The sequence below is a fragment of the Marinoscillum sp. genome (assembly GCF_965229915.1).
Lineage (GTDB): Bacteria > Bacteroidota > Bacteroidia > Cytophagales > Cyclobacteriaceae > Marinoscillum.
Map to the genome: position 1 here is coordinate 4,592,893 of NZ_CBDDJZ010000001.1, position 23,831 is coordinate 4,616,723.

Genomic DNA, 23,831 nt, shown 5'->3' on the forward strand with positions numbered 1-23,831 from the left:
AAATCCTGCTCACCTTATGGTTTCAAACAAACAGTCAAAATTCATTAAATCACTGAAGATAAAAAAATACCGCTCAAAGGAAATGTGTTTCCTGGCGGAAGGACGCAAAAATGTCCTGGAAGGGATCATGAATGGGCTGAGCTTACGGTATCTTTTGGCAACTTCTCAATTTATAAAGGATAACGAAGAAGCACTGGCGATTGTTGAGTCTAAAGTCTTAGAAACTACAGCCGATGTGCTTACAGATCTGGGAACTTTTACCACCAATAATGATTGCCTGGCAGTATTTGAAATGCCTGCAATCAACACGTCTATGGACTTCAGTGAGCATGTATTGGTTCTTGATGGAATAAGTGATCCTGGTAACCTGGGGACAATCATTCGCACCATGGACTGGTTTGGGATGAAGCAGCTCATATGCTCCGAAAATACGGCAGATTTTTATAACCCTAAAGTTGTTAATGCAACCATGGGTTCCTACTCACGGATTAATGTGCGATATATGGATTTGCCTGCACTGCTTCGTCAGTCACCAATACCTGCATATGGAGCAGATCTGGATGGAAAAGCTATGAATCAATGGAAATCTGCAGGCCCTGTGGTGTTGGTAATGGGAAGCGAGTCTCACGGTATTTCCCCAGAAGTAATTCCATTACTCACTGGCAAAGTAACCATTCCTAGAATAGGGGAGGCAGAGTCTCTTAACGTGGGGGTTGCTACCGGGATACTCTGCCACCACCTTTGTTTTAACCTTTCCTGAACTGCTTATACGTGTTGATCAGACCCGATGTAGAGGCATCATGATCATTTACTTTTTCTTCTGAGGCCAGTTTTGGTAATATTCTTTTGGCAAGCTGCTTTCCTAACTCCACTCCCCACTGATCAAAGCTGAAGATGTTCCAGATCACTCCCTGCACAAAAATCTTGTGCTCATACATGGCAATCAACGATCCGAGGGCCCTTGGTGTCAGCTTTTTGAATAAAATACTATTAGTAGGTCTGTTACCTTCAAATACTTTAAAAGGTGCTAGCAAGTCAATTTGATCCTGTGGGACACCAGCTGCTTTAAATTCTTGCTCTACTTCCGTCTGGGTCTTTCCCATCATCAGAGCTTCTGTTTGAGCAAAGAAGTTGGCTAGAAGTTTTTCATGGTGATCACCTACCGGATTTTGACTGATAGCAGGCGCCAGAAAGTCACATGGTATCAGTTTTGTTCCCTGATGAATCAGTTGATAGAAGGCATGCTGGCCATTGGTGCCAGGCTCACCCCAGATAATTGGTCCGGTCTGGTAGCTTACTTTTTCACCAGAGCGACTCACATACTTTCCATTGCTCTCCATGTCACCTTGCTGGAAGTATGGAGCGAATGCATGCATGTATTGGTCATAGGGGAGAATGGCTTGTGTCTCAGCCCCAAAGAAGTTGTTGTACCATACGCCGAGCAATGCTAGAATGGTCGGTAAGTTCTGAGCTGATGGTTGAGATAGGAAGTGCTGATCCATAGCTTCTGCACCAGATAGCAGTTCTTCAAAGCGGTCATAGCCTATAGTGCAGGCGATAGACATACCAATAGCTGACCATAGTGAGTATCTACCACCTACCCAGTCCCAAAACTCAAACATGTTATTGGTGTCAATCCCAAACTCAGCAACTGCTGACTGATTGGTGGACAAGGCTATAAAATGGTTTTTTACATAGGACTCATCATCTGCCGATTTTAGGAACCATTCCTTTGCTGTATTAGCATTAGTCATGGTTTCCTGAGTAGTAAAGGTTTTAGAAGCAATGATGAATAGCGTAGTTTCTGGATTCACTTTAGAGAGTGTCTCCACGATATGAGTACCATCTACATTGGAAACAAAGTGAGGCGTGACACCCTCTACCCAATAGGGTTTCAGACACTCCGTAACCATGAATGGCCCCAGGTCAGATCCGCCGATCCCTATATTTACTATGTCCGTGATTTTTTTACCTGTATATCCCTTGAGCTGCCCTGAGTGGAGGTTGCCAACAAAGGCTTGCATCCGCTGCAAAACCCCTTTGACATCTTCAGTAACATCCTTGCCATCGTCAGTGAACGTCTTGCCAGACATATTGCGTAGAGCCACGTGGAGGACCGCTCGATCTTCAGTAAGATTGATATGAGAGCCACCAAACAATTGTTTTTTGGCCTCATCCAATTGTACTTCATTAGCCAGCTCGCATAGGAGGTCCAGTGTCGTCTGGTCTATTCTATTTTTAGAAAAGTCGAGTAGAATGTCTTCAAATTGGGTAGAAAACCGATTGAATCGGTCGCTATCAGCATCAAAGAGGGTTTTCATTTCCACCTCTTTGATCGACTGATAATGATCTTCAAGTCGTTTCCAGGCCTTTGTTTCTGTAGGATTTATAGTTGGTAGCATCAATATCTAGTTTTGATGCAAACATTGTAATAAACTCTAAGATTTACAATAAACCCTGAGACCTAAAGTACGCTTTTGTTGAAAGTTTAGAAGAAGATGCCGTATCCTAGTCCTTCTCTCTCAAAGAGGACATACATGTAGAAAACAAATCCAAACAAGTAAATAAATCCTTCGGATCGATCGAGCTTGTATTTAGCGAAAGTGAACATGAACAGGAACAACATGAAGGTACCACCCATCACGAAATACAAATCCAGGTTTAGGGAAGGAGGGAAGCCAAGTGGTGCGTGCACCAATCCCGTAGCTCCAATGACCAGCAATAGATTAAAGATGTTGGACCCAACGATGTTACCAACCGCAAGGTCTGATTTTTTCTGAAAAGCAGCCACTGCTGAGGTAGCAAGCTCAGGTAATGAGGTACCTGCCGCTAGTATGGTCAAACCGATTAGTTTTTCGCTCACGTCAAAAATCTTGGCTATTTCTACAGCATTTTCTACAATCATCTGCCCACCGAATATAAGTCCGGCTATACCCAGTACAATCATTACTGTGGTTTTCACACTACTATACACCACTATGTCTTCTACCAGGTCCGTTTCCTCAGGATTTCTGGTGAGGTTCATGAATATATAGGTCAGAAATCCACAGAACATAACGATGAGAATAATCGCATCCAGAGTGCTTAGTTGGTTGGTGTCAGACCCTAGAAACATCACATCATTGACCAGGAAGAAAAAGATAAATGTGGCAATCAGTGAATAAGGGATTTCTTTCCACAGTGCATTGCGCTGTACTGTAAGTGGGTAAATAACACTGGAGACACCCAGAATCAAGAAAATATTGAAGATGTTAGAGCCGATTATATTTCCAAATACTATGTCGTGAGTCATCACTCCATCTGGACCTTCATTTGGTACTGAACCTGAGATAATGTTGACCACAAGTTCTGGCGCAGACGTACCCATGGCAACCACCGTTAACCCGATGGCAATGTCTGAGACATTAAATCTCTTGGCCAATGAGCTCGCACCATTCACCAAAAAATCGGCTCCTTTGATGAGAAGGACAAAGCCTACTATAACTAATACTATATTGATAAATACTGTCAAGGCGGTTCCAGGTTAGATCGGTTGTGAAAATATAAATATAAGCAGAACGTATTTCAAAATTCCTTGCAAGATAATTAGATCAAAAGATTTAAGCAACAAGGTGTAAAAAGTTATAAACCAAGCTCTTCCATGATTTTTTTTGTCTTTTCATTCAAAGAAGCAATCGTTTGGTCATACTGCTGCAACTCAGCCAGCTTGGTATTTACTGAAAAATAGAACTTTATTTTCGGTTCTGTACCAGAGGGACGTACCGAAATTTTGCTACCATCGGCTGTCATAAATTGCAATACATTCGATGATGGAAAGTCAATTTTACTCGATTTCCCACTTTTCAGATCTTTTTGTTCACCTAGTTTATAATCAATTAATGTTATAACCTCTGATCCACCTAAGGTAGCCGGAGGTGATTGTCTGAACTGTACCATCATCTCATTGATCTCTTCTGCACCAGACTTACCTTTTTTGGTGAGGGATTTCAGCGATTCCTGATACAATCCAAATTGTAAATGGATCTGCTGGAGGAGTTCATAAAGGTTGGTGCCTTCAGACTTTGCCCAGGCGGCCATTTCGGCTATCATGGCACAGGAAGCGATGGCATCTTTGTCACGAACTGAGTCACCAATAAGGTAACCATAGCTTTCTTCACCTCCGCCGATAAACTTTTCTTTACCTTCCAAATCACGGATTACTTCCGCTATGTATTTGAAGCCTGTCAGTGTATTGTAAAGCGTCACTCCGTAGTGCTTGGCTATAGCACTGATCAGGTCAGTAGTTACTATGGTCTTCACTACATATTCCTTTCCGGTCAATTTACCATTGTCCTTCCATTTGCGGAGTAGGTAATAAAGCAGTAAAGAACCTGTCTGATTTCCATTCATCAATTGAAATGCACCTTTGTCATTTTTCACAGCTATTCCCACTCTATCTGAGTCTGGGTCAGTAGCCATTACCAGGTCGGCATCTATTGACTCGGCTTTTTTCAAGGCAAGGCTAAGTGCCTCTGCTTCTTCCGGGTTAGGATAGACCACTGTTGGGAAGTTGCCATCGGGCTTAATTTGCTCTTCTACTTGATTGACATTTTCAAAGCCAAACTTTTTCAGAATTGATGGGACCAACGTAGAACCCGTGCCATGTATACCACTGAAAACTATCTTTAAATCTTTTTCTCTGGCGATCGCATCTGGAGATAGTGAAAGTGACTTGATCATATCCAGGTATGCATCATCTATCTCTTTGCCTATTGGAGCAATTAATTCTTGGTTGGCGTCAAATTTCACCTCATCTATAGACTGGATGTTGCTTACTTCCGTAATGACATTTTTGTCATGTGGAGGTACAATTTGTGCACCATCATCCCAGTAAGCCTTGTATCCATTGTATTCTTTGGGGTTGTGAGAAGCGGTAAGCACCACACCACTTTTACATCCCAGGTGTCGGATAGCAAATGAAAGCTCCGGAGTAGGTCTCAACTCTTCAAATAAGTAAACTTTGATACCGTTGGCAGAAAAAACTGCAGCAGTAGTCTCGGCAAAGAACCGACTGTTGTTTCTGCTATCATGAGCTATGGCAACACTGATTTCTTCGCCAGCAAAGTTTTTGTTGAGGTAGTTGGCAAGTCCTTGTGTGGCCATTCCTACCGTGTATTTGTTCATTCGGTTGGAACCGTAGCCCATGATGCCACGTAGCCCACCCGTGCCAAATTCAAGGTCTTTATAAAAGCACTCTGTTAATTCACCAGGATCAGAAGAATCAATCATTGATTGAATTGCGTTTTTAGTCTCCTGATCCACTTTTTGGCTTGATAACCACTTTTTCGCTTTGTCTACTACTTCCATCTTCAAATTAAGAGTTTGGCAATATTAAGGTCTTTTTAATCCTCCTTAATTGAATATTAATAATTTATTATGGTATTTATTTATAATATCTTAAAATTTGCAGCGTAATAAGTCACAAAAGTGACAGCTAAACTCTAAGAGGGTATGAATATAAGTAATCTTAATCAGGCATTCATTGAAATTGCAGAAAAGAAAAACCAGCTATTTCACTGTAAAAAAACGGATAAAATGTATGAATCTCTAAATGAGGAGATTGCAAAATTGGAGGAGGATTTTCAGTATGCCTATGGAGCATATATAGAGGAGGCACTGTTCAATGTGCATGACGAGTTTTGTCCAGACAATGAAGTGATGAAGCCTAAATCCTACATGGCTTCTACCTACCTGCAAGGAGATGGAAACCATCAGTTTGATGTACCTCCATCGGAGGGAATTGCAGTTGAAGCGGATGATTTTCCGGGTATTAATGCTCGGCTAGTATTGGTCCCGGGGCCCACTAGACTCGTTCTGCAAGGACAAACGGTCCCTTTCAAAGAAACGGTCTGGGTGGCTAGAGAAAATTAATAGCCAATCTTTGCCCGCACTCTTTTCAATACTTCATTGGCAATGACTGCTGCACGCTGTTCTCCAGCTTGCAGCTTCTTTTCTAGTTCCGGGATGTTATTGATGTAGAAGTCATATTGCTCTCGCACTTCTGAAAAACGCTCCACAATGAGTTCATAGAGAGCTTGCTTGGCATGACCATATCCATAATTGCCTCCCTCATAATTATTACGCATTTGAGCTACCTGGTCAGATGTGCCCAGAATCTTGTAAATGGCGAACACATTGCAGGTATCCGGGTTTTTTGGTTCTTCCATTGGAGTGCTATCCGTGACTATCTGCATGACATTTTTACGTAGCTTCTTGTCGGTTTGGAAGATGTCAATTGTGTTGCCGTAAGATTTGCTCATTTTCTGACCATCTGTTCCGGGAATGGTCATCAAGTTTTCGTCTATTTTGGCTTCCGGCAAGACAAAGGTTTCTCCATATTGGTGATTGAAGCTGGAGGCGATATCTCGGGTCATTTCCAAATGTTGCTTTTGATCCTTACCTACAGGTACATAATTGGCGTCATACAAAAGTATATCTGCTGCCATGAGGACAGGATAGGTAAACAATCCTGCATTGACATCTGCTAGTTTTTCAGACTTGTCCTTGAACGAGTGCGCATTCGCTAGCATCGGGAAGGGCGTATAGCAGTTTAGATACCATGCTAATTCACATACTGCGGGCACTTTGGATTGGCGGTAAAACAAGTTCTTTTCAGTATCAAATCCACATGCGATCCACGCTGCTGCCACTGAGTAGATATTGTCAATACGTGTTTGGGCATCTTTAATAGTGGTAAGTGAATGGAGGTCAGCAATGAAGAAAAAGGACTCATTTTTTTCGTCTTGAGAAAGTTCAATTGCTGGCAAAATAGCTCCTAGTAAGTTGCCCAAATGTGGTTTACCCGAACTCTGAATTCCGGTCAATATTCTAGCCATACCAAAATTTTTGTGCAAACCTAAATAATTTGAATCTTTGTCGGCGTTTACGTTGTTGACTATTAAATCAAAAGATCATAAAAACATGAGAGTTGCCTTTGGTGTAATGATACTGACCTTGTTGCTACAAGCCCACGTGGGATTTGCTCAAGAATTGTCCTTTGAAAAGGGGACCCACGATTTTGGTGAGGTGAATGAGGAAGATGGGCCAATTTCTTACACGTTTCGCTTTGTGAATACCTCTGACAAGACAGCACAAATCAAAAATGTGAGTGCCTCATGCGGTTGTACCACTCCACAGTGGACCAGCGAGGTACTGCAGCCGGGGGATTCAGGATTGGTCATCGCTGAGTACAATCCACTCAATAGACCCGGTAAGTTTAATAAGTCCCTGGCTATTAGTTACCTTATAGGAGAGGAGTCTCAATCAAATACCTTATTCATAGAGGGGATAGTAAACCCTAAGCCAACTACCATCGAAGATGAACTGCCAACACTAATGGGTGGACTGAGGGTGAAGTACAAATCCTTCAACATGGGAAGAATCACAGACAAGGAACTGATAGTGAAGCAGTTTGATGTGTACAACGCTAGCGATACAGTCATTGTCTGGAAAGATTCAATGCTCACACCTTCTCATATTAACATCTCATTTTCCCCTGACACCCTACAATCAGGTGACCTTGGAGCGGTCGTATTGACTTATGATCCAAAGGAAAAAAAGGACCTTGGGTTCGTGTCTGATAATGTGGTGCTTTACACCAGTGAGAAGGAGGATGCAGACAAATCGTTTAATGTGATTGCTACCATCCAGGAATATTTCCCAGAAATGACCGAGGAGGAGTTAGCAAGAGCACCTCGATTGTCATTCGATCGTACACAGCATGATTTTGGGCAGGTCTCTGTTGGGAACACGGTAGTAACAGAGTTTACTATCACCAACAATGGACAACAGGACCTAAGTATTCGAAAGACCAAACCAAATTGTGGATGCACCGTTTCTGTACCGGAAAAAGACCAACTGGCTCCAGGAGAGTCCATGAAGATGGAGGTGTCTTTTAATACCTCAGGAAGAAGAGGGCGTCAGTATAAGACAGTTACAGTCTTTAGCAATGATCCTACAGCTCCAAGTCAGATGATCAGCATCAAAGCAGATATACAGGAATAAAAAAGAGGCCGTTCAAAATTCATTTTGAACGGCCTCTTTTCGTTGGTTTGGAAAGGATGCTTTCCACATCATTTAGCTAGTCTTTGTTTTGGTCTGTATCAACTGTTACTTCTTCCATCTGGTAGAGGTTGTTTTCTTTGTTGATATCGGCCATTCTTTGCTTTGGATCGATCTCAATTTTGGCTATTTCTGAGAGTGGGACATCAATCGTAAGACTTCTGGTAGGATGTGTCCACGGCCAGTCTGGTAGGGTGACTCGCTCCAATGCTGTTTCGTTGGGTTTCTCTCCTCTCATAATAGTCAGAGGTAGGTAGTAAATAGTCTGACTTCCATCTGTTTTGGTTACATAGAGATCTATTGGCATTGGCATCAAGCCTATACGCTCCAAAGATATGGTAGTTTTTTGCCCTTCAGCTACCACGGATTGGATGCCATAATCAATCGTTTTAGTCGTATTTACCCAGTACTCATAGTACCAGTCTAGTTCGATTCCACTTTGCTTCTCCATCACTCGAATGAAGTCATTTAGATCGGGATGCTTAAATGCCCACTCAGCATGGTATCTCAACAGGCCCTCATCTCTTGCTTCCGTTCCTATAATGTAGCTGAGCTGTTCTAGTGACACGGCGCCTTTGGTATATGAACCAACTGAATACGCTCTATTAGTATTGAAGTGATCTGCGTGTGTGGATATGGGCTCTTCCTGACCGCTTTGCGACCATCTGATATATCCCCGGTAGCTTCCTGCTATTGGATTTTCTTTGTTTTCTTCCAGAATGGCGTTGGAGATATAGCTCTCGGCAAATGACGTGTAGCCTTCGTCCATCCATGGATAGAAGCTCTCATTTGTTGCCAGCATGCCTTGATACCAGCTGTGCATCATTTCGTGTATGGTCACTCCGATTAATGATTTTAGCGAACGTACTCCGGTACCCCTTTTATTTGCGATCAGTGTGGCCATCGGATATTCCATGCCACCATCGCCACCTTGTATCACTGAGTACTGATCCCATCCATATTTACCAAAGTGTTCCTGAGCATATTCCAGTGCTTTCACCGTATATTCTGGGAGCTGCTCCCAGAGTTTGGTCTCTTCGCTTGGGATATAGAAAAACCGGAGTAAAGGACCATTCGGTACTTGTGCCTTAAGTTGAGTGTATTCTGGGTCAGCAGCCCAGACAAAATCATGAACATTTTCAGCTTTGAAGTGGTAGGTGATCGTTTTGCCTTTACGCTTTACTTTCACTCCCTCGTCTTCATAGCCATAGCCAATTTCGTTCTTGTTCTGAAGGATTCCTGTTCCTGCTACCACATAGTCTTTATCTATTGTGATTTTTACATCATAGTCTCCCCACGGAGCATAGAATTCACGACCGACATAAGGTGTGGTGTGCCAGCCCATTTCGTCAAATTCTGCCATTTTAGGAAACCACTGTGCCATGGAATAGTCCACGCCTCCCAGGTTGAATCGACCACTACGTCTGATCTGAACTGGTACCTGACCATCAAATTGCATCTGAAAAGTGGCAGATGCTCCAGGAAGGATTGGATCCGCCAACTTCACTTCCAAAACAGTCTCTGATACTTCATAAGATAGTGGTGTGCCGTCCTGCAAAAGTTTATTCACCTTTAAGTATCCGATTTCGTCTGGACCTAATCCAGCTATTCGATCCCCAACCCGACCATCTGGGTCTGCGATCGTTCTGGATCTAACATCCATCATACTATTTGGCTGGAATGCATTGAAGTATAAGTGATAATACACATTGTATAGTGTATCAGAAGAGTTGTTATAATAGGTAAGGGTTTGATCTCCAGTGAACTGATGCTTTTTCACATCAAAATCAATCTCCATTTTGTACTCCACTCGCTGTTGCCAATAGTCATGTCCTATGGAGGTATTGGAATAAAACAGAAGTAAACTGCTTATAATTGCAATTTTTGCAAAATAATATTTCATGTGGATAACTTTTATGCAAATATTTGAACAATATGAATATTATGTTCTTTCTTTATAATAGAACTTAAACACAATGGATAAAGTACTCGAATTGTTTATGCTAATTGTGTTGGCGCTAGGCTCAGCGCTCCTGTTTTCTTTTGCCATGATATGGAAATTTGCACAGGCTATTTTCCAGTTGATTATCGGGGCATTCAGATCGGAGCGCTTGTAGTATCAGACGTCAACCTTGGCGTATTTGGCATTCTTCTCAATGAACTCTCTACGTGGAGCAACTTCATCTCCCATTAACATGGAGAAGAGGTGATCGGCTTCCGCGGCAGATTCTATTGTCACTTGTTTCAATCCTCTTGTTTCCGGATCCATCGTAGTAGTCCAGAGCTGCTCTGGGTTCATCTCTCCCAGACCTTTGTATCGCTGCACGTTAACTGAGTCTTCTTTGCCTTCGGGTGCGATTTCCTTGATAATTTTCACACGATCATCTTCAGTCCAGGCATATCGCTCTTGCTTACCTTTCTTGATCAGGTAGAGCGGTGGTAGCGCAATGTACAAGTAGCCGTTCTCAATGAGTTCACGCATGTACCTGAAGAAGAAGGTAAGGATCAGCGTACGAATGTGACTACCATCGATATCCGCATCCGTCATGATGATGATTTTGTGATAACGGAGCTTGTCAGTGTTCAGGGCTTTCTCATCATCTTCTTTACCGAACTGTACTCCAAGAGCGGTAATGATGTTTTTGATTTCATCATTGTCATAGATCTTATGCTCCTGGGCTTTTTCCACATTCAGGATCTTACCTCTGAGCGGAAGAATGGCCTGAAACTTTCTATCACGTCCCTGTTTGGCAGAGCCACCTGCAGAGTCACCCTCCACCAGATAGATTTCACAGTTGTGAGGATCTTTGTCACTACAGTCAGCGAGTTTTCCAGGTAGACCAGTACCAGAGAGTACATTCTTTCGCTGCACCATTTCTCTGGCTTTGCGAGCTGCCTGTCTGGCTTGGGCTGCCAGTATCACCTTTTGGATGATTTGTCTTGATTCCTTAGGGTGTTCTTCAAGGAATATGAATAGCGATTCCGATATGCTGCTGTCCACGGCACCACTAGCTTCGGAGTTACCAAGTTTGGTTTTGGTCTGACCTTCAAACTGAGGTTCGGCTACTTTGATGGAAATAACCGCAGTTAAACCTTCTCTAAAGTCATCACCGGTAATCTCTACTTTGGCTTTGTCTAGCAGACCTGATTTATCCGCATAAGATTTTAGCGTACGCGTAAGTGCTCTTCTAAATCCAGCGACGTGGGTTCCGCCTTCTATAGTATTAATGTTGTTTACGTAGGAAACCACATTTTCCGAATAAGAGGTGTTGTAACTCAAGGCCACCTCTACAGGGATCTCTCCATCCTCATTGATCATGTGGATCGGCTCAGGAATGAGTTTTTCTCTGGTACTATCCAAAAAAGCCACGAATTCTCTCAATCCACCTTCTGAATGGAAGGTCTCAGTAAGGTCTTTACCATCATCATCCTGATCTCTATGATCAATCAATGTAAGGGTGATCCCGGCGTTTAGGAAAGCAAGTTCTCTTAGTCGAGATGCCACGGTCTCATATTTGTACTCTTCTACGGTGAAGATGTCCATGTCCGGTTTGAAGTGGATCACCGTTCCAGTGATGTCAGTCTTTCCGACTTCCTTTACCGGATACTGTGGAATACCTCTGGAGTACTCTTGTTCGAATATGGTGCCGTTTCTATGTACAGTGGCTTTCAGGTGGGTAGATAGCGCATTCACACAAGAAACCCCCACACCATGAAGTCCACCAGATACTTTATAGGTGTCTTTATCGAATTTACCACCAGCATGCAGTACGGTCATTACTACCTCCAGGGCAGATTTCTTTTGCTTTGGGTGGATGTCAGTAGGAATACCTCGACCATTATCTGTTACACTGATCGAGTTGTCTGTATTGATCTCTACTGTGATGGTGTCACAATGGCCTGCAAGAGCCTCATCAATAGAGTTGTCGACTACTTCCCAGACCAAGTGGTGAAGGCCTTTCACACCAACATCACCAATGTACATGGCAGGTCTCTTACGTACTGCTTCCAGTCCCTCGAGTACCTGAATATTACCAGCTGAGTAGTCTCCTTTACCTAATGACTTTTCTTGTTCCATACTTTAATTATTAAGCCTCAAAAATATACAAAATATGCTTCCCCGAAGCCTTGTATTTGGACTTTTGGTGTATTAGTTTTGATCAACTAAATATTTAGTTATGAAAAAATCAATTCTTCTGGCAATCCTGTTGTCATCGGTCTTCACTTGCTGGTCTCAGAAGGATGAACTGACGCGTGAACAAGACAGTGTTCGCCAGATCATGGAGGAACGCATGAAGCGATGGGAGGCACAACGAGCCATTTACCAAAGAATGTATGCGGATGATCCTCAAAATGCCATTGACTCAGTGATTGCCGCTGAAAAAATGGATAATCGACCTATGGGGCTGAACCGTTTGGCTTCTTATCAGAGAAATGAACGGATAGATACGCTGAAAGAACTCAACCTGAGTTACGCAGGATTGGAGGAAGTGCCAGCATTCGTTTTTCAGGCAAAGGCTATGGAGGTGCTTATTCTGGACTACAATGACATCAAGAAATTACCCAAAGAACTGGGAGAGCTTCCTAATCTGAAGCGGGTGTACTGGCGTGCCAATAATCTGGATGACTACTGGTGGGTTCGAATTCAAAAAATGGGAGGGATAGAGAAGTTGGATATTAGCAACAATTTACTTACCCGACTGCCCATGGGAGTGAAGAATTTAGACGGGTTAAAAGAGCTAGTGGTTGATCAGAATTTTATTGGTGAAATACCCGTCAAAAGACTGTCTAAAGCTCAAACTGTAAAAACAGTTTCGTTTAACAAGTCACATTCCATGGCTATTCAAAAAGCGGATTACTCCAAGCTTGCATTTCTGAAAGTGTTGAAAATCAATAATTCCGGGATTGATGCAATAGATCCGTCTTTTTATCAACTGGACCAGTTGGATGAATTGCAGCTGCAAGAGAATTCACTAACAACTATTCCTGCGGGTATTTCCAAAATGGAAAATCTGACCAAACTTTCCTTTTATAAAAACAAGCTGGAGGATTTGCCAAACGATTTATTTGAAATGAACTTAAAAGTGATTGATCTCTATTATAACAACCTGGAAGTAATTCCTGAAACAATTGGCAACTTTAAGGATCTGGAGATTCTCTTTCTGGCTCATAATCGCATATATTCTCTACCGGAGACCATCGGGCAGCTTACCAGACTTGAGGAATTTTATGTGCATCACAACCGGCTGAGCGTCCTTCCTGAGAGCGTAAGTGGTTTGACCAATTTGCGTGTAGCCCGTGTCAACGATAACTATCTAACGGAATTTCCAGACCAGTTTCTTGGAATGAAGTCTCTAGAAGACTTTGATGTTTCCAATAATCAATTAACGACATTGGATCCAGGAGTAGAGCAGTTGCCGTCTTTAGAACTATTCAGTTACCAGGAGAATCCGATTGATTTTCAATCACAGGAGAACAAATATGTGTCGCCCATGATCGTGAGAATGTTGGATAGGGGAGTGTCCTGCATTCCGAGAATTTATCAGGAAGAAGTTGCTGAACAGGAAAATGGTAGATGATCTAGTAAGTGTTAGAACTGAGCATCACTAGAGTGCATGCATTCAGCGTTTCTATTCCCTGAGCATTGGCTTTTTCTTGAAAAGAAAGATTTTCAGTGCCAGGATTGAAAATGATCCGATTTGGATTGAGAGATAGAATGTAGTCCATCCACTCGGCTTGATTTCTGGTGCCGATATACATGGTGACCGTATCCACATCCGGGATCTCAGGTTTTTCTCTTAAATCAAGTATTTCTTCTTCGAATACGTCTCCTTTTTTGATCCCGACGGGCACAATGGTATGATCGTTTTGTTTCAATCTTCCAGCTGCAAAGTAGGCGTATCGTTCTGGGTTGGTGGTGGCACCGATGATCACTGTTTTCTTACTCATATTAGAAACTAACCGTTCTTCTTTTGGGACCGGCAAAGCCGATATTGATCGTCAATATGATAGGTAAATAGATTTCGTCCTGGTTTAGTTCACTGAAGTGTTCGTCAAACTGATCCACTGATTCGAATTCCTTAGAAAAAAACCTTCGACCAATCGCCACACCAATATTCATGTCGATCGTAAAACCAGAATCTTCTACTCGCTGCATCCATCGGTTACCAATGAATAGGCCATAAGCAATGCGTTTCTCTGAAGCTTCGAGCTTTCGCTCAACGGTGGCCGGGAATGCAGTGATACTGTCATAAACGTAAGCATGGTGCTGCGAAAAACCACCTAAGATTTGATGACCGAAGTAAAACATACCAAGCCTGGTGTCGTCATGGTAGAACTTCTGACGAATGGCTATGTTGCTGCCTATGCTTTTGGTTTCATTGATTTTCTTGCGATCATAAGTGAAAAAGGGATTTCTCAGCAGAGTGAGCTCTGCTTCAAATCCCATCCGCTCCTGGATATAATACTCCACGGCCAGAGGCAATCTGCCCAGGAGTGTCCAGGCAGGATTGGTGCCGACTATGATCCCATTGTATTCATTGATTCGGGGCTCAAAATAGCGCAGTTTTTTGTTCTTGTACTTGTATTCTGGTTTGTCCTTTTTGTCTTTACCTTCCTTCAGGTCGACCTCTTCCGATGTTCTGAAAATCGGTTTCTGTTCTTCATAAACGGGTCGGTAGGTGCCAGCTACAGAACCATCTGGGTTGTAGAGTGTCCACTCACCAACTCTCCGGTTGTCTTCAATGGTACCTTGCATTTTGATGACACCATTAGGGTAGTAACCCACATAATCTCCTCTGCCGTCTTTAAAAGTAGCCTTGCCATCCTCAAGGCCCTCTTCATTGAAGAATACCCATTCACCTTCTTTTTGCCCATCCACCAGTCTACCTCGGGCTTTTTGTTTACCACTGGCATAGTACTCAATGTATTCACCTGATCCTTGATCGTATCGTCCTTCGCCTTTTACCTCACCGGTCTGGTAATAGAGTTTCCAAAATCCATCTTTTTGGTCTTTTGACATTTGTCCTTCGCTACTCACTGATCCGTCTGGATAATAGTATTTCCACACACCTGTTTTATCTCCTTTATCGAATGACCCAACAGCTGAGACTTGTCCATTCTTATGGTAATAAGTCCAGGGGCCTTCGCGCAGACCATTTTTAAAAGCTCCTTGTGCTTCTATTTCTCCGGATTCGTAATAGTAAGTCCACTGTCCTTCACTTTGACCATGTGAGTTGGTGCCTTCAGTTTTGAGCTTGCCATTGGGGTAGAACTCCTTATAGGCACCTACACCGGAATTGAAATAGGCCTGAGCTTTGAGCGATCCTTCTTCGTAGAAATAATTCCAGATGCCTTCTTTGATGTCCTTAAAATAGATACCACTACTTTTTTCCTGGCCATTTTCAAAATAGTAGGTCCAATAGCCATTGCGGATGTCATTGTGATATACTCCATTGGCTTTAGGTTCGCCACTTTCGAAATAGTAGGACCACTTGCCATTTTGCTTTCCGTTATTATAGGAGCCTTCCATCTTCTTACGTCCATTCTCGAAGTAGTACACCCAGGTACTATCGGAGGTGCCATGGTTGTAATAACCCGAAATGGCCAGAGACCCATTGAGGTAAAGTGACTGGTATTTGCCGTGAAGGCTGGAGTCACTTTTTTGGAGGGTGATGATTTCTTTAAGCTGTGTTTGTTCTTCGTCGTAATAGGTCTTTTTGACAAAGGTCTTTTGGGAGGTAGCGCTAAGAGCTAAAAGAATAAACGATATGGTTGTGCATAGCCTGAACATGGTAATAGGTCATCGGATCAGAGTTTTTCTCTTGATCCCCAATTGGCTATCTCATCAGCAGTCCACAATTCTGGGAAATAGGTGATCATCTGGCGTCTGGGAGGTAAGTACTTTTGCCAGTTAGTTCCTCCGGTTGCTTTGATCACACTTGGATCTTTCTGCAGGTATCTCACCGCAGACTTATAGTGCATCAGTGGCCACTGTACGTTGGCTTTGTAGTCCAGTCCGCGCAGTATCTCTGTGATCTCTTGATCACCTTCGAAATTGTTCAGGTAGAGTTGGCGAAGGTTGGTGGTCTTCACTTGTCGTGCCCGATGAATGAATTTGCTGGAGTACTTGTATTCAAATTGTCGGAGTGTCAATGTCTTCTTACCGGTAGCGAGCTCTGTGGCACCTTGTTTCCAATACAGGTGGTCGTAGATCTCCTCCACGGACTCCACCTCAGCCATCGCTTCGCGTGAGTCGTTGCTGGTAAGCAGATGAAAGTCCGTACTACCGATTTCAATCATTCGGAACTGACCCGACTGAAAGCCAGAAGCCGGAAGCAGAGACATTCTAAAATTCAGGAATTGCTCAGGATCCATACCATCAATCATCACATCAAAAGAGTCAATCAAATGATCAAAATATCGATTCATGCGCTTGGCCCTTTTTAAGAAAATATCTCTTTCAGGGTGCTCCTCGGCCAGGATCAATTGTTCCTGCTCATTGAGTATGAGTTTGAAGTAGAGCTCGGTAATTTGATGGTAAAGAATGAAGATTTTTTCATCAGGAAAACTGGTCCGGGGAGTCTGCAAACTGAGGAGTGTATCAATCTGAATGTAGTCCCAGTAAGTGAGATAGTCTGAGTACAACAGGCCGTCGAGATAAGCGGATAAATCCTGACCCATTGCGTCATATTTTTTCTCCAGTTGTTCTAATTGCGAGAGTACCTCTTCACTAAAACGTTTGTTTCCCATTCTTTCCTATTCTTTGTTGTAAATTTGATCCAATAAAACTGATAAACCAAAAAGAACTGTATGTCAACTGACACGTTAACCCCAAATGGTCAGGCCGCAAAGCGCAATTTTGTAGACGACTTTGAGTCGCCAGACTTTTACCAAATTGATGATTTGCTCACTGATGAGCACAAGCTCATTCGCACTTCCATCAGAGACTTTGTTAAGAAAGAAATCACCCCGTACATAGAAGGATGGGCAGAGAAAAATCACTTCCCATATGAGATGGTTAGGAAATTCGGAGAGATCGGAGCCTTTGGCCCAACTGTGCCGGAAGCGTATGGGGGTGGAGGTCTCGATTACACGGCTTATGGACTTATCATGCAGGAGATCGAGCGAGGTGACTCGGGAATGCGATCCACGGCTTCCGTGCAGGGATCACTCGTTATGTATCCGATCTATGCCTATGGAAGTGAAGAGCAAAAGAAGAAATACTTGCCCAAGTTGGCGTCAGGTGAGATGCTGGGATGTTTTGGGTTGACGGAACCAAACCATGGTTCCAACCCAGGTGGAATGGAGACCAATATTAAAGACATGGGAGACCATTACCTGCTCAATGGTGCCAAGATGTGGATCTCTAATGCACCTAAAGCAGATATCGCTGTAGTTTGGGCTAAAAATGAAGATGGCCGAATCAAAGGCGTAATTGTGGAGCGTGGTATGGAAGGCTTCACCACTCCAGAGACACACGGTAAATGGTCGCTGAGGGCATCATGCACTGGAGAGTTGGTGTTTAGCGATGTGAAAGTGCCAAAAGAAAATATGCTTCCCAACAAAGATGGACTTGGTGCGCCGCTTGGCTGTTTGGATAAGGCACGTTACGGTATCGCCTGGGGAGCCATTGGAGCGGCAATGGACTGCTACGAATCTGCTCGAAAGTACGCTTCAGAGCGTGAGCAGTTTGGAAAACCGATCGGATCTTTCCAGTTGGTGCAAAAGAAGTTGGCTGAAATGCTCACCGAGATTACCAAGGCGCAGTTGGTTAACTGGAGACTCGGTAAACTAATGGACGAAGGTAAAGCAACCACCTCACAGATCTCCATGGCTAAGAGAAACAATGTGGCTCTGGCGCTGGACGTGGCTCGTGAGGCTCGGCAGATTCACGGAGGTATGGGTATCACAGGAGAGTATCCAATGATGCGTCACATGATGAACCTGGAGTCCGTAGTGACCTATGAAGGAACGCATGACATTCACTTGCTGATTCTCGGAAATGAAATCACGGGTATTCCGGCGTTTGCATAATGGAACTAATTGACTCTATCATATAATATTATTGAGTTTTACTGTCACATTGAGCCTGCCGGCAAGGCTGGCTCATCCTGACAACTTAGAGGTACTTTGAGACTCTTACTCATCTTTCAATGAATTCACAGGGTTAGTCATTGCTGCTTTGATGGATTGGAAGCTGATAGTGAATAGTCCAATGAATAGTGCAATCAATCCAGCAACTAAAAAGGTGTACCAGCTAATGCTTGACGCATAAGCAAAGCCACCGATCCACTGATTCATGTAATAGTAAGCCGGCGGAATAGCAATCACCGCAGAGATCAATATCAATTTGGTAAAGTCCTTCGACAGCAAAAGAACAATAGAAGGAACAGAGGCTCCAAGTACCTTGCGCACTCCGATTTCTTTGACTCGTTGATTGATGATGAAGGCAGACAGACCCAAAAGTCCTACACAGGCAATAACTATTGCCAGAAAGGTGAAAATCCCAAAAATCTGTCCGGTTGTTTTTTCTGACTGATAGAATGACTCCAGGTCGTTATCCAAAAAGTACGATTGGAAAGGGGCTTGTGGTGCAAATTCATTCCATTGTGTCTCTATAGAAGAAAGAGTGTTTTTTGTTCGATCCGCAGCAATTTTCACTGCTATTTTAGCTGGAAAGGCATTTTGAGACTCTATACTAGTGATAGCGATAGGTTCCATTTGCACATGTAGTGACTGAAAGTGGAAGTCTTCTACTACACCGATAATGGTGTATTCCACTTGCTCGTTGCTGTTATTGATATTGATCAGTTTTTTACCAATCGGATCGGAAATTCCCAATTTATTGACAGCTGATTCATTCAATATGGTCGAAAGGCTGTCATTGAATTCTTTAGAAAAAAATCGACCTTCCACCAATTTCAACCCAAGAGTCTCAACCATTTCATCATCGAAACTCAGGTTTCTGGTAACCATGCTTTCTTTTTCTGTATCTCCAGGGACTTTCACTACGTAACCAGGGAGTATATCACCCGGCATGGCTGTAGTCACGGCAGCTGATTGGACATTGGGAAGTTTGACAAGCTCACTTTTGAACGTTTCGTACCTATTCCAATTCACTTCATCGTTTGCATTGTTGAGGCCGAAGGCATTTTCAATGACGATGACATTGTCTTCTTCGAATCCAAGAGGCTTATTTAGCAGGAAGCTCATTTGATTGTCCACAATCATGGTAGAACTAATCAGTGCTATAGAAATCGTAAACTGCAGTACAACCAGTACATTTCTCAGTCCGATGCCTTTGGAAGAACTCTTCAGCTTACCCTTTAAGACAGCAACAGGTTGATAGGAGGATATGAAAAAAGCCGGATAGGCGCCAGCCAGAAAGCCAATCATTAAAATGATCAGTACTAGACCAGTGATGGCAACCGGATTGAGAAGTTGCTTAATACTCAGCGAAGTGCCGGTCATGTCATTGAAATAGGGAAGACTGAAAAAAGCCAGGATTCCGGCTAGAGTAGCTCCAATCAAAGTAATGATCACCGATTCGGTTAGAAATTGACCGATCAGCTGTCCTTTTGCCGAACCTAAGACTTTGCGAATACCAACTTCTTTGCCACGTTCTGTTGACCGGGCGGTAGACAAGTTCATGAAATTGATGCAGGCGATAATGAGGATGAAAGCTGCGACTATAGAGAAGATGTAGATGTAAGTGATGTTGCCATTGGCTTTGATTTCACCTTCCAGATGGGAGTGTAGATGTATGTCTTTGATCGGTTGGAGAAAGTAGTCATACCCATTTCCAGATGCCAGGTATTCATCATAAGAAATACCGTTTCTGGCCTGCATTTGCCCTTCTGCGTATTGCTTGAGCATTTGCTGTATGCGGTCTTCGATATCATTTGGATCCACTTCTCCATCTATTTGGATGTAAGTGAGTGCTGAGAAGCTCAACCAGTTGGGTTGGTTGAAAAAGTCCAATGAGTGCATCGGGACTAAAAAATCAAATTCAAAATGAGACGTTTCAGGATAGTCATTGGCAACGGCTGTTACTTCCACAGGATTGGTGGCATTACCTATGGTGAGGAATTTACCTATCGCATTTTCCGGATTCCCGAAGATTTTCTTAGCAATCGTTTCATTTATCACTACCGCATTGGGATCTCTAAGAGCCGTTTTGATATCTCCGATCAGTAATTCAATTGTTAACAAATCGAATATGCTACTGTCTGCAAATACCAGACCCTCTTCCAGATAGCTTTTATCTTCATACTGAATAGTATTTGCTGCAAAAGCCTTGAAAAGCCTGGTCTGATTTGATACTTCTGGAAAGTCAAGAACCATCTGTGGACCAATGGAATGAGGCACAAAGGCGTATTCGACATGTCTTTCTGGATAGATTCTATCCAGCGCTATTCGATATACTTGATCACTTTGAAAATCGTCGTAAGACAAGTCACGGTCCACATAGAGGTAAATAATGAGGCATGTGGCCATTCCCAATGCGAGCCCGATGATGTTGACCAGCGTAAAGCCCAGTTTTTTCCTGAGGCTTCTGATGGAGGAGAGGATATAGTTCCTTAGCATGAAGAGTTAGTTAGATTGATCTGAAATGAAGTTACGAAATAATGAAATAGACGTTTAACCGCTGATGTAAAACCATTCAGCATTCCCGTGATTATTGATTAAAATTCAGCTTGTTTAACTCCTAACGAAACGTATCTGTATGAAGAGGATCATTCTACTATGTGCGGTTCTTTTGGCTCATTTCTCACATGCCCAGGAAGGTTTTCCTAAAAACGGCGTGGCGGATGATCGGCCGGGAATCTATGCACTTACCAATGCCACGATCTATGTGGACTATCAAACAAAAATTGAAAATGCAACACTTATTGTCCAGGACGGGCAGGTACAGTCTGTTGGAGCAGGAGTAAGCATCCCTGCCGGAGCGATTGTGATGGATCTGGATGGTAAGTACATCTATCCTGCGCTAGTGGAGCCATATTCTAATTATGGAGTGCCTGAGCCCGAGCGCTCCAGAGGTGGCAATGGTCCACAGTATGAAAGTAAGCTGGATGGACCTTACGGATGGAATGATGCGATCAAGTCTACCTACAATGCGGTCGAGGACTTTAAAGTTGACGGTAAGACTGCTACCTCCATGCGTAAGATTGGTGTTGGATCGGTCAATGCATTCCGTGAAGACGGGATCATGCGGGGAACTTCACTTTTCGCTCACCTGTCTGATCTGCCTGTGCAGGAAGTGGTAGCAAAGGACAGAGCTGCTGCACACTACTCATTTAACTCTGGAAGTTCCGGACAGCAGTACCCGAGCTCTATCATGGGGATTGTGGCCCTGCTGAGGCAAACGTATCTGGATGGCCAGTGGTATAAAACCCAAAGTGAACAGACTAACCTGTCGCTTCAGGCATGGAATAATGCGCAGAACCTACCTCAGGTATTCGAAGCAAATGGTGGCAAACTACGTGTGTTGCTAGCTGATAAAATCGGAGATGAATTTGGTGTGCGCTATATCGTAAAAGGAAACGGTGATGAGTACCAGCGACTTAGTGAAATCAAGTCGGCCAATGTGCCTTTGATTCTACCGGTTACTTTCCCTGATGCCTATGACGTGGAAGACCCAATCGCTGCATTGGACGTGTCTCTGGCAGATATGAAGCACTGGGAGATGGCCCCTGCCAATGCCAAGATGCTGGCAGATGCAGGTGTGGAATTTGCCTTTACCACTTCAGGTCTGAAAAAACTGGATGATTACTGGTCAGCGCTTAGAAAGACCAAGAAATATGGATTGACGGAATCCCAGGTATTGAAGGCTGTCACTTATACTCCAGCGAAGTATTACAACATGACTGGAAGCGTTGGGGCACTGAAAAAAGGGATGGCCGCTAACTTCTTCATTGCATCTGACAACATCTTTGATGACAAAGCTAAGATTCATCAAACCTGGGTACAGGGTAAGAAATACGAGATTTCAGACTTGGACCCAAAAGACTATTCTGGGAAATACGATCTGACGGTGGGTAGTGATCGCTACAACCTGGAGATCGACAAAGAGTCTGGGAAACTAGTGATCAATGACTCTACGGATGTGAAAGTAAAGCTTGCGATATCGAGCAAGACCATTTCCATGACTTTCAAGCAAGAAGATGACGATGCTTCCACCAGACTTTCTGGTTGGGTTGGCGAGGCTTCTTTTGGCGGGAATGGTCAGCTGCCGGATGGCTCCTGGGTCAACTGGTCAGCCTCACGAACTGGTGACCTGGATAAAGAAGAGAAGAAAGACGAGGAAGAAGAGGAGGAAGTGGAAGTCCCAGAATTGGGCGATATGATCTATCCATTTGTGGCTTACGGCTGGAAAGAGAAGCCCACACAGGAAACGATTCTCTTCAAGAATGCAACTGTGTGGACGATGGAAGGCGATGGTAAAATCGAAGGGGCAGACGTACTGGTGCAAAATGGGAAAATTGCTCAGGTGGGCAAAGGTCTTTCAGCTTCCGGTGCGCGAGTGGTGGATGCTACTGGCAAGCATGTGACGCCAGGTATCATCGATGAGCATTCGCACATTGCCCTTTCATCAGTAAATGAAGGAAGTCATGCCATCACTGCAGAGGTGCGAATGTATGATGCAGTGAACTCGGAAGACCTGGACATTTACAGACACCTGGCGGGTGGAGTAACGGCTGCTCAGTTGCTACACGGATCAGCCAACCCAGTAGGAGGGCAATCTGCTCTGGTCAAATACCGATGGGGAGCAAGCCCGGAAGAGCTCAAGATCAAGGGAGCAGATGGATACATCAAGTTTGCCCTTGGTGAAAACGTGAAGCAGTCCAACTGGGGCAATGATTACCGCATTCGATTCCCACAAACCCGAATGGGAGTGGAGCAGGTATTCGTAGATGGATTTACCAGAGCACGAGAATATGGTGCTGCTAAGGCTAAGTACGATGGCTTAAGCAAGAAAGTGAAGGCTTCAACGCCAGCACCAAGAAGAGACCTTCAGCTTGAAACCCTGCTGGAGATCCTCAACAAAGAGCGATTCATCACTTGTCACTCTTATGTGCAGTCGGAGATTAACATGCTGATGAGTGTGGCAGATCAGTTTGACTTTAGAGTCAATACGTTTACGCACATTCTGGAAGGATACAAAGTTGCCGATAAGATGGCCGAACATGGTGTAGGAGGATCTACTTTCGGTGACTGGTGGGCATACAAAGCAGAAGTGGCAGAAGCCATTCCTTACAATGCATCGCTGATGACCATGACAGGTGTGACTGTCGCTATCAACTCTGATGACGGAGAGATGGCTCGTCGATTGAACCAGGAAGCAGCCAAATCCATGAAATATGGAAATATGGATGAAATTGAGGCGTTGAAACTAGTTACACTTAATCCTGCTAAGCTGTTGCACCTGGATGACCGCATGGGTAGTATCAAAGTAGGTAAGGATGCCGATGTGGTTCTTTGGAATAATCATCCACTGTCCATCTACGCCAAACCAGAAATGACTTTGGTAGATGGAATCGTTTACTTCAGCGTGGAGAAAGACGAGGAGATGCGTCAGTGGGTGGCCGATGAGCGTACACGCCTGGTGAAGAAAATGCTGGACGCCAAAAACGGTGGAGCCAAAACGCAGAAGCCTCGTAAATCGCAGAAGCACTACTTTGAGTGTGAAGATTTGATGGTAGAAGATTACACGCTAAAAGACTAAA

General features: G+C 43.6%; 17 protein-coding genes. 7 read left to right on the forward strand and 10 right to left on the reverse strand.

Features of this window, described 5'->3' with window-relative positions:
* Positions 1-16: 16 nt before the first annotated feature.
* On the forward strand, positions 17-760 hold the full coding sequence (locus ACO067_RS19605) for a TrmH family RNA methyltransferase (protein WP_421877295.1): 744 nt from the start codon (positions 17-19) through the stop codon (positions 758-760).
* On the opposite strand, the gene pgi is transcribed toward ACO067_RS19605, so the two are convergent.
* The 3 genes from pgi to ACO067_RS19620 all read right to left on the reverse strand — a co-directional run bounded on the left by pgi (position 747) and on the right by ACO067_RS19620 (position 5,346).
* Positions 747-2,402 carry a glucose-6-phosphate isomerase gene (pgi, locus tag ACO067_RS19610; RefSeq protein ID WP_421877297.1) on the reverse strand — a complete coding sequence of 552 codons (1,656 nt, stop codon included), beginning with the start codon at positions 2,400-2,402 and terminating at the stop codon, positions 747-749. The two genes, ACO067_RS19605 and pgi, sit on opposite strands and share 14 nt — an antisense overlap.
* An 86-nt stretch (positions 2,403-2,488) precedes the next feature.
* Positions 2,489-3,511, reverse strand: a complete 1,023-nt coding sequence (locus tag ACO067_RS19615) for a calcium/sodium antiporter (RefSeq protein WP_421877299.1) — start codon at positions 3,509-3,511, stop codon at positions 2,489-2,491.
* 110 nt (positions 3,512-3,621) lie between these two features.
* Positions 3,622-5,346, reverse strand: coding sequence for a phospho-sugar mutase (locus ACO067_RS19620; RefSeq protein WP_421877302.1), 1,725 nt, complete (start codon positions 5,344-5,346; stop codon positions 3,622-3,624).
* A 144-nt stretch (positions 5,347-5,490) separates the two neighbouring features.
* Between ACO067_RS19620 and ACO067_RS19625 the strand changes: the two genes are divergently transcribed.
* A complete protein-coding gene (locus tag ACO067_RS19625; RefSeq protein ID WP_421877304.1) occupies positions 5,491-5,910 on the forward strand; it encodes a hypothetical protein in 420 nt (139 codons plus the stop codon).
* Here ACO067_RS19625 and trpS read toward each other — a convergent pair.
* Positions 5,907-6,875, reverse strand: a complete 969-nt coding sequence (gene trpS, locus ACO067_RS19630; RefSeq protein WP_421877306.1) for a tryptophan--tRNA ligase — start codon at positions 6,873-6,875, stop codon at positions 5,907-5,909. The two genes, ACO067_RS19625 and trpS, sit on opposite strands and share 4 nt — an antisense overlap.
* Positions 6,876-6,960: 85 nt before the next feature.
* Between trpS and ACO067_RS19635 the strand changes: the two genes are divergently transcribed.
* A complete protein-coding gene (locus tag ACO067_RS19635) occupies positions 6,961-8,043 on the forward strand; it encodes a DUF1573 domain-containing protein (protein WP_421877309.1) in 1,083 nt (360 codons plus the stop codon).
* Between the two features lie 76 nt (positions 8,044-8,119).
* Here the strand turns inward: ACO067_RS19635 and ACO067_RS19640 are convergent, their stop codons facing one another.
* A complete protein-coding gene (locus ACO067_RS19640; RefSeq protein ID WP_421877312.1) occupies positions 8,120-10,003 on the reverse strand; it encodes a M1 family metallopeptidase in 1,884 nt (627 codons plus the stop codon).
* A 73-nt stretch (positions 10,004-10,076) separates the two neighbouring features.
* On the opposite strand from ACO067_RS19640, the gene ACO067_RS19645 reads away from it, so the two are divergent.
* Positions 10,077-10,217 (forward strand): hypothetical protein, encoded by a 141-nt coding sequence (locus tag ACO067_RS19645; RefSeq protein ID WP_421877314.1) that lies wholly within the window; start codon positions 10,077-10,079, stop codon positions 10,215-10,217.
* Between the two features lie 2 nt (positions 10,218-10,219).
* Here ACO067_RS19645 and gyrB read toward each other — a convergent pair whose 3' ends face one another.
* The gene (gene gyrB, locus ACO067_RS19650) at positions 10,220-12,178 is read right to left on the reverse strand and encodes a DNA topoisomerase (ATP-hydrolyzing) subunit B (protein ID WP_421877316.1); all 1,959 of its coding nucleotides are present in this window, start codon (positions 12,176-12,178) and stop codon (positions 10,220-10,222) included.
* Positions 12,179-12,278: 100 nt separating this feature from the next.
* Between gyrB and ACO067_RS19655 the strand changes: the two genes are divergently transcribed.
* Positions 12,279-13,679, forward strand: a complete 1,401-nt coding sequence (locus ACO067_RS19655) for a hypothetical protein (RefSeq protein ID WP_421877318.1) — start codon at positions 12,279-12,281, stop codon at positions 13,677-13,679.
* Position 13,680: 1 nt separating this feature from the next.
* Here ACO067_RS19655 and ACO067_RS19660 read toward each other — a convergent pair whose 3' ends face one another.
* The 3 genes from ACO067_RS19660 to ACO067_RS19670 are packed head-to-tail and all read right to left on the reverse strand — an operon-like array spanning position 13,681 to position 16,851.
* Positions 13,681-14,049: a CoA-binding protein gene (locus tag ACO067_RS19660; RefSeq protein ID WP_421877320.1), complete on the reverse strand. Its 369-nt coding sequence runs from the start codon at positions 14,047-14,049 to the stop codon at positions 13,681-13,683.
* 1 nt (position 14,050) lies between these two features.
* On the reverse strand, positions 14,051-15,892 hold the full coding sequence (locus ACO067_RS19665) for a membrane-binding protein (RefSeq protein ID WP_421877322.1): 1,842 nt from the start codon (positions 15,890-15,892) through the stop codon (positions 14,051-14,053).
* 17 nt (positions 15,893-15,909) lie between these two features.
* On the reverse strand, positions 15,910-16,851 hold the full coding sequence (locus tag ACO067_RS19670; protein ID WP_421877324.1) for a tryptophan 2,3-dioxygenase family protein: 942 nt from the start codon (positions 16,849-16,851) through the stop codon (positions 15,910-15,912).
* 60 nt (positions 16,852-16,911) lie between these two features.
* On the opposite strand from ACO067_RS19670, the gene ACO067_RS19675 reads away from it, so the two are divergent.
* Positions 16,912-18,135, forward strand: coding sequence for an acyl-CoA dehydrogenase family protein (locus tag ACO067_RS19675; protein WP_421877327.1), 1,224 nt, complete (start codon positions 16,912-16,914; stop codon positions 18,133-18,135).
* A gap of 105 nt (positions 18,136-18,240) precedes the next feature.
* Here the strand turns inward: ACO067_RS19675 and ACO067_RS19680 are convergent, their stop codons facing one another.
* Positions 18,241-20,688: an ABC transporter permease gene (locus ACO067_RS19680; protein WP_421877329.1), complete on the reverse strand. Its 2,448-nt coding sequence runs from the start codon at positions 20,686-20,688 to the stop codon at positions 18,241-18,243.
* A gap of 139 nt (positions 20,689-20,827) precedes the next feature.
* On the opposite strand from ACO067_RS19680, the gene ACO067_RS19685 reads away from it, so the two are divergent.
* The gene (locus ACO067_RS19685) at positions 20,828-23,830 is read left to right on the forward strand and encodes an amidohydrolase family protein (protein WP_421877332.1); all 3,003 of its coding nucleotides are present in this window, start codon (positions 20,828-20,830) and stop codon (positions 23,828-23,830) included.
* Position 23,831 lies beyond the last annotated feature (1 nt).